This window comes from Avibacterium volantium, assembly GCF_049366555.1.
Taxonomy (GTDB): Bacteria; Pseudomonadota; Gammaproteobacteria; order Enterobacterales; family Pasteurellaceae; genus Avibacterium; species Avibacterium volantium_A.
Map to the genome: position 1 here is coordinate 66,804 of NZ_JBMMGT010000012.1, position 6,476 is coordinate 73,279.

7 protein-coding genes are annotated in these 6,476 nt (G+C 36.8%); 6 read left to right on the forward strand and 1 reads right to left on the reverse strand.

What is annotated here, in order from left to right:
* Positions 1–44: 44 nt before the first annotated feature.
* The 6 genes from ACLS0A_RS05560 (at position 45) to ACLS0A_RS05585 (ending at position 6,144) form a co-directional block, all read left to right on the forward strand.
* Positions 45–1,001 (forward strand): substrate-binding domain-containing protein, encoded by a 957-nt coding sequence (locus ACLS0A_RS05560; RefSeq protein WP_416083420.1) that lies wholly within the window; start codon positions 45–47, stop codon positions 999–1,001.
* A 63-nt stretch (positions 1,002–1,064) separates the two neighbouring features.
* Complete coding sequence (locus tag ACLS0A_RS05565; RefSeq protein WP_416083421.1) at positions 1,065–2,564, forward strand: sugar ABC transporter ATP-binding protein; 1,500 nt, start codon at positions 1,065–1,067, stop codon at positions 2,562–2,564.
* A gap of 9 nt (positions 2,565–2,573) precedes the next feature.
* Positions 2,574–3,509 carry an ABC transporter permease gene (locus tag ACLS0A_RS05570; protein ID WP_416083422.1) on the forward strand — a complete coding sequence of 312 codons (936 nt, stop codon included), beginning with the start codon at positions 2,574–2,576 and terminating at the stop codon, positions 3,507–3,509.
* Positions 3,510–3,530: 21 nt separating this feature from the next.
* Positions 3,531–3,806, forward strand: a complete 276-nt coding sequence (locus ACLS0A_RS05575; RefSeq protein WP_416083423.1) for a glucose PTS transporter subunit EIIB — start codon at positions 3,531–3,533, stop codon at positions 3,804–3,806.
* Positions 3,807–4,271: 465 nt separating this feature from the next.
* Positions 4,272–5,735 carry a catalase gene (locus ACLS0A_RS05580; protein WP_103853672.1) on the forward strand — a complete coding sequence of 488 codons (1,464 nt, stop codon included), beginning with the start codon at positions 4,272–4,274 and terminating at the stop codon, positions 5,733–5,735.
* 295 nt (positions 5,736–6,030) lie between these two features.
* Positions 6,031–6,144 carry an IS3 family transposase gene (locus tag ACLS0A_RS05585; RefSeq protein ID WP_416083424.1) on the forward strand — a complete coding sequence of 38 codons (114 nt, stop codon included), beginning with the start codon at positions 6,031–6,033 and terminating at the stop codon, positions 6,142–6,144.
* 162 nt (positions 6,145–6,306) lie between these two features.
* Here ACLS0A_RS05585 and ACLS0A_RS05590 read toward each other — a convergent pair whose 3' ends face one another.
* Positions 6,307–6,474: a DMT family transporter gene (locus ACLS0A_RS05590; protein ID WP_423106797.1), complete on the reverse strand. Its 168-nt coding sequence runs from the start codon at positions 6,472–6,474 to the stop codon at positions 6,307–6,309.
* Between the last annotated feature and the right edge of the window lie 2 nt (positions 6,475–6,476).

Consider the following 6,476-nt stretch of genomic DNA (forward strand, 5'->3'; position numbering starts at 1 on the left):
GGCATAGTTTCGTATTCTACATTCACTTTACTAAGGTGGTTTATATGAAAAAATTAATTACTGCATTAGCGCTTTCTCTTTCAGTTGCTGCAACCGCTGTGGCAGATGACAAAATTAAAGTGGGATTTGCCAATCGAACACTCAATGGGGCTTTCTTTAATGGGCTAACAGAATATATGAAAATTCATGCTAAAGATGCAGGATATGAATTAATTACAACTGATGCTCGTGGAGATCTTAATAAGCAAATTGCTGATGTAGAAGATATGTTATCTCAGGGAATCGATTATCTAGTCCTGAACCCACAAGATCCCGTTGCTGGAATTAAAATTACAGAAATGGCAAAACGCACTAAAGTGCCAACGATTGCATTGGATAGTGATATTGCACTTTCTGCACCTGTAATTACACGTATTCAGGCTAATAATGCAGCAAATAATAAAATGATTGGTGAATTTGCTGTGAGTCAATTCGGTAAAGAGCCAATTAATCTTGTATTAATTAGTGGTAACCAAGGTAATTTAGTGGGTGAAGCACGCCGTAATAATTTCCTCATTGGTGTAATGGATGCTCAAATCCGTCAATATAATCAGTCTAATGTTAATGTTATTTCTCAAGTTTGGGGAAATTGGGATCAACAAGGTGGTCTAAAAGCAATGGAAGATGCTTTAGTTGCTCATGGTGACAAAATTAATGCTGTATACGCTGAGATGGATGATATGGCATTAGGTGGTATTCGAGCATTAAAAGCTGCGGGTAAATTAAAAAATGTGAAAGTTTATGCGCATGATGGTTATAAATTTGGTTTAGAAGCCATTAAAAAAGGAACATTGCAAGCTACCGCCTCAAATAATCCAGATGCTTTAACTAAGTTAACTATTGACACTATTAAAGCTTACCAAGCTGGTAAACGTGATTTCCCTGACTATTTATACATCAAACCGTTATTGATTACCAAAGAAAATGTTGATGAGGTATATAACCCAGATTCTTTATACTAATTCAATAAATTATCTTCCCATAGGTTGTGGATTTACCACAACCTTGTTTTAGGAGAAAAAATTATGTCTGAATTTGCAATTGAAATTAGCAATGTAAGTAAGCATTTTGGTGGCGTTAGAGCGTTAACTGATATCAGTCTTAATGTTAAGAAAGCAAGTATCCACGCTTTAATTGGTGAGAATGGAGCAGGTAAATCGACCTTGATGAAAATTCTTTCTGGTATCTATATTAAAGATAGTGGCACCATTAGGATAAATGGAGAAGAGGTTAATTTCTCAAATCCTAAAAGCAGTCAAAAGAAAGGAATTGGTATTATTCATCAAGAACTTGCATTATCTCCAGATCTTTCTGTCGCAGAAAATATTTTTTTAGATGATTTAGGGAATGGAAAACAAACTATCAACTGGAAATCAATTAATGATAGAGCGCAAGAGGCGTTAAAAACATTAGGATTTGATATTTCCCCTCAGATGCGATTAGGTGATTTAAGTGTTGCTTATCAACAAATGGTTGAAATTGCCAAAGCATTAACTAAAAATGTCAATATTCTCATTCTTGACGAGCCAACGGCAGTATTAGCTGATCCTGAAATTGATATTCTTTTTGAAAATCTTAAGAAGCTTCAAGCACAAGGCGTTACTATTATTTATATTTCTCATCGCTTAGAAGAACTATTCAGAATTTCTGATTCAATTACAGTCATTAAAGATGGACAAACCGTTGCTGAACTCGATCCTAAAACTTCTACAGAAGATGACATTATTCGTTATATGGTCGGACGGGAATTAGAGTCTTTATATCCAGAGAAAAATATCCCACAAGAAAAAGATATTTTTAGAGTTGTTAATTTAAACCGTAGAAAAATATTAAAAGATATTAATTTCAATGTTAGAAAAGGTGAGATTGTCGGTTTAGCTGGGTTAGTCGGTGCAGGAAGAACAGAAGTAGCAAGATGTATTTTTGGAATTGATAAATATTCCAGTGGAGATATTTATAAAAATGAGGAGCTAATTAGCGTACATAATGTACCTTCAGCAATTAATTATGGCATTGGATTAGTTCCTGAGAGCAGGAAAGAACAAGGTGCGGTGCTAAATTTGTCAATTGTAGAAAATATGACAATGTCAACATTAAATAAATATTCTACAGCAGGTGTAATTAATCACGGTTCAGAAAAAGAAGCTGGCGAAAAATTACAACGATTATTACAGATTAAACTAGGTAAATTAACAGATCCTATTTCTAGTTTAAGTGGAGGAAATCAACAAAAGGTAGTACTAGCAAAATGGTTGAGTACAGATTGTGATTTCATCATTCTTGATGAGCCCACAAGGGGAGTTGATGTGGGGGCTAAAGCAGAAATTTATCGTATTATTTCTGATTTAGCAAAATTAGGATATGGCTTATTAGTTATTTCTTCTGAATTAGTTGAGCTTATTGGGTTGTGTCATCGCATTTATGTCATGAGTGATGGAGCAATTACCGGTGAGTTGCAAGAAAATGAAATGACAGAAGAAAATATTATGAGATTAGCTATTCCAAAACGAGAAACAATAAACTAGGAGAGAAGTATGAAAAAGCTATATTTATTTTGTTTAAAACACTCCACATTAATGTTTTTTATCTTAATGTTAGTGATTGCAGGACTATTGACAGATCGTTTTTATTCATTAGAAAATATTACTAATGTGCTTAGACAGAGTGTGCCACTTGGTATTGTTTCCCTTGGATTACTGTTTGTCATTTTAACTGGTGGAATTGATTTATCGGTAGGCTCGATAATGGCTTTGGTATCTGTTATTGTCGCGTTATTAATGCCAGATTATGGTATCTTTGGAAGTACATTTATTGCTTTATTAGTAGGTGCGGTAATTGGAGCGGCTGCAGGGGGATTAATCTCTTATTTTAAAGTAGCCCCTTTTGTGGCTACGCTTGCGATGATGACTGTTGCTCGAGGATTGGGATTAATTGTGTCCAAAGGGCAGCCAATTTTCGTAGAGGATGATGCGTTCACTGATTTTGGAACAGGTTATTTTCTTGGTTTACCATTACCTTTTTATGTATTATTAATTTGTTTCTTTGGTGCATTATTTGTATATAAAAAGACAGTATTCGGGCGTTTAATTATCTCTATCGGAAGTAATGAAGTAGCTACTCGTTTTGCAGGCATTCAGGTCGAGCGTTATAAGTTTCTCGTTTATGTTATCTGCGGTGTTGCTTGTGCTTTAGCGGGTGTTCTTGCAACAACAAGAACGGGGGTTGGCTCACCGGTATTTGGAATTGGATTTGAACTTGATGCTATTGCGGCAGTTGTTGTTGGTGGGGCAAGTTTATCAGGTGGTAAAGGGACAGTAACTAATACATTAATTGGTGTATTAATTTTAAGCATTATTTCTAACTTAATGAATTTGTTAAATATACCTGGTTATCACCAACAAGTAGTAAAAGGTGGGATTATTATCCTTGCAGTATTATTAGAAAGCCTTAAGAATAAACAACAAAATTAAAAGATGTCATGTGAGGTAGTTATGTTTTTTTCTAAAAAAGAGAGTGAAACAATTTCTCCCTACTTAAAAGAGCAAGCTAAAAATTTATTAGATGCTGTAGGAGGTAAAGAAAATTTAACTGGTATCAATGCTTGTATCACCAGGCTACGTCTTGATATCGCAGACTTTTCTAAAGTTAATGAGAAAAAATTAACTGATTTAGGCTCTAAAGGTAATATTAGAGTTGGAGAGAAACAACTGCAGATTATTTTAGGAAAAAGCGCAGATAAAATCGCACAAATAATAAAGTTATTATAATTTAATGTATTCTATCAGAAAAACTATATAAAAGAATCAGTCCTTAAAAGTTGAAATTAACTCTAACTATTAAGGAAGGATTCTTTTTGAATATATAGTACAGCTCTATATTTTTTCAATCTTACCATTGAATTGATACTGTATTGGTGAATATATCATAGAAAATTTCCTGAGTGATGATAAGATGAGCTTGAAATAAGTTATTTATGATCATATTTATTAAGTATGATTATGAACGAGTTCACGTAAAATCAAAAAGGATGGATTCTGTGCTATACAGAATCCCGTCTTTAAGTTTCCTAGGTTTTAGGGAGATTCACTCTTTTTCACCACACTTTTATTTCTCTCTATTTTTTGCCCCTTCTCCCTATTAAATCAATACAAATTATCATTTAGTCAGGTCTAGCTCAATACTGCTATGATTTACGGCAATTAACTCCTACTAACTAAACTAAGGAAACAAAAATGACTGATAATTCAATCAAAAAATGTCCGGTTACTCACTTAACCACCGATTTTGGTGCGCCAGTGGTGGATAACCAAAACAGCTTAACTGCAGGGCCACGTGGGCCACTTTTAGCCCAAGATGTGTGGCTGCAAGAAAAATTAGCGAACTTTGTGCGTGAAGTGATTCCTGAACGCCGTATGCACGCGAAAGGTTCTGGTGCATTCGGGACATTCACCGTTACCCACGATATTACCAAATATACCCGAGCGAAAATTTTTAGTGAAATTGGTAAGAAAACGGAGATGTTCGCGCGTTTTACCACAGTAGCCGGTGAGCGTGGGGCAGCAGATGCAGAGCGTGATATTCGTGGTTTCGCACTGAAATTTTATACCGAAGAAGGTAACTGGGATATGGTGGGCAATAACACGCCTGTATTCTTCTTGCGTGATCCGCGTAAGTTCCCTGATCTTAACAAAGCAGTAAAACGCGATCCACGTACCAATATGCGTTCAGCGACCTATAACTGGGATTTCTGGACATTGTTACCAGAAGCACTCCATCAAGTAACCATCGTGATGAGCGATCGCGGTATCCCAGCAAGTTATCGTCATATGCACGGCTATGGCTCGCACACTTATAGCTTTATCAATGCGGAAAATGAGCGTTTTTGGGTGAAATTTCACTTCCGCACACAACAAGGCATTAAAAATCTTACCGATGCTGAAGCAGAAGCGATTATCGGTAAAGATCGCGAAAGTCACCAACGTGATTTATATGAAGCCATTGAGCGTGGTGATTTCCCGAAATGGACGATGTTTGTGCAAATTATGCCAGAAAAAGACGCGGAAAAAGTGCCTTATCACCCTTTCGATCTTACCAAAGTATGGCCGAAAAAAGATTATCCATTAATTGAGGTGGGTGAGTTTGAACTCAATCGCAATCCAGAAAATTTCTTCTTAGATGTAGAGCAATCTGCATTTGCACCAAGCAATTTAGTGCCGGGAATTAGTGTATCACCAGACCGTATGCTGCAAGCACGTCTGTTCAACTATGCAGACGCACAGCGTTATCGTTTAGGCGTGAATTATCAGCAAATCCCTGTAAACCGTGCGCGTTGCCCTGTACACAGTAACCACCGCGATGGTCAAGGGCGAGTGGACGCAAACTATGGTAGCCTGCCGCATTATGAGCCAAATAGCTTCAGCCAATGGCAAGAGCAACCGCAATACAAAGAGCCACCATTGAAAATCACTGGTGATGCGGATTTCTGGGATTATCGCGAAGATGATGCAGATTACTTCAGCCAACCTCGCGCGTTGTTCCAGCTAATGACTGAAGAACAAAAGCAAGTGCTTTTTGAAAACACCGCACGCGCCTTGGGCGATGCCCCTGATTTCATCAAGCAACGTCATATTGACAACTGCACCAAGTGCGATCCAGCCTATGGCGAAGGTATTAAGAAAGCGTTAGGTTGGGCATAGTCCTACAATAAAAGCACCTTGTTTTATTGCCCACTAAAAGTTGAATTAAATAATTTAACACAAGGGGGGAGATTAACTAGGTGCTTTTTATTTTCTTGTATCGTATCTCTTAAATAAAATAATTTTTTATCGTGGGAAAGGTTAATGAAACTGATATTTTCCACGATAATAAACAGGCATTTTTTACTTAATATAAAAAGAATAAAGAATTAAGCCGTTGCTTAATATTTTCTTCAAAGAAAAAAATCTGTAAAAATTCAACCGCAATCATAGTGACCAAGATTGCCTTTATCAACTGATTGCGGAGCTAGAGAAGGCTTTGCACGAGTATATTCGCTATTATAACGAACAGCGGATTAAACCAGCATTAAACAACTTAACCCCTGTGCAATACAGGCTCAATATTTAACTTCCTAGGTGCCTAGGATTTGGTAGGCAGATCAAAGTGCGGTGTTTTTTAGGTTTATTTTTCCAAATCTCCTGTGCAGTCCAACTAATGTAAACGATGTTTGGGTTGTACAGGAGATTTGAAAAACAACGGAGATTAAAAAATAGGGTAGATTTGAAAAACCTACCCAAACAACCTTTTCCCAAAGAAAAACAGCACGAGGCCTAATCCCATAAACACAAAGCCGATGAGTTGCCAGATTTGGATTGGGCGGGCGGTCATTCCGATTAAGCCGAAATGATCGATGATGGCGGCGGCGATGAGTTGGCCGACAATAATGAAAAAGAGCATAT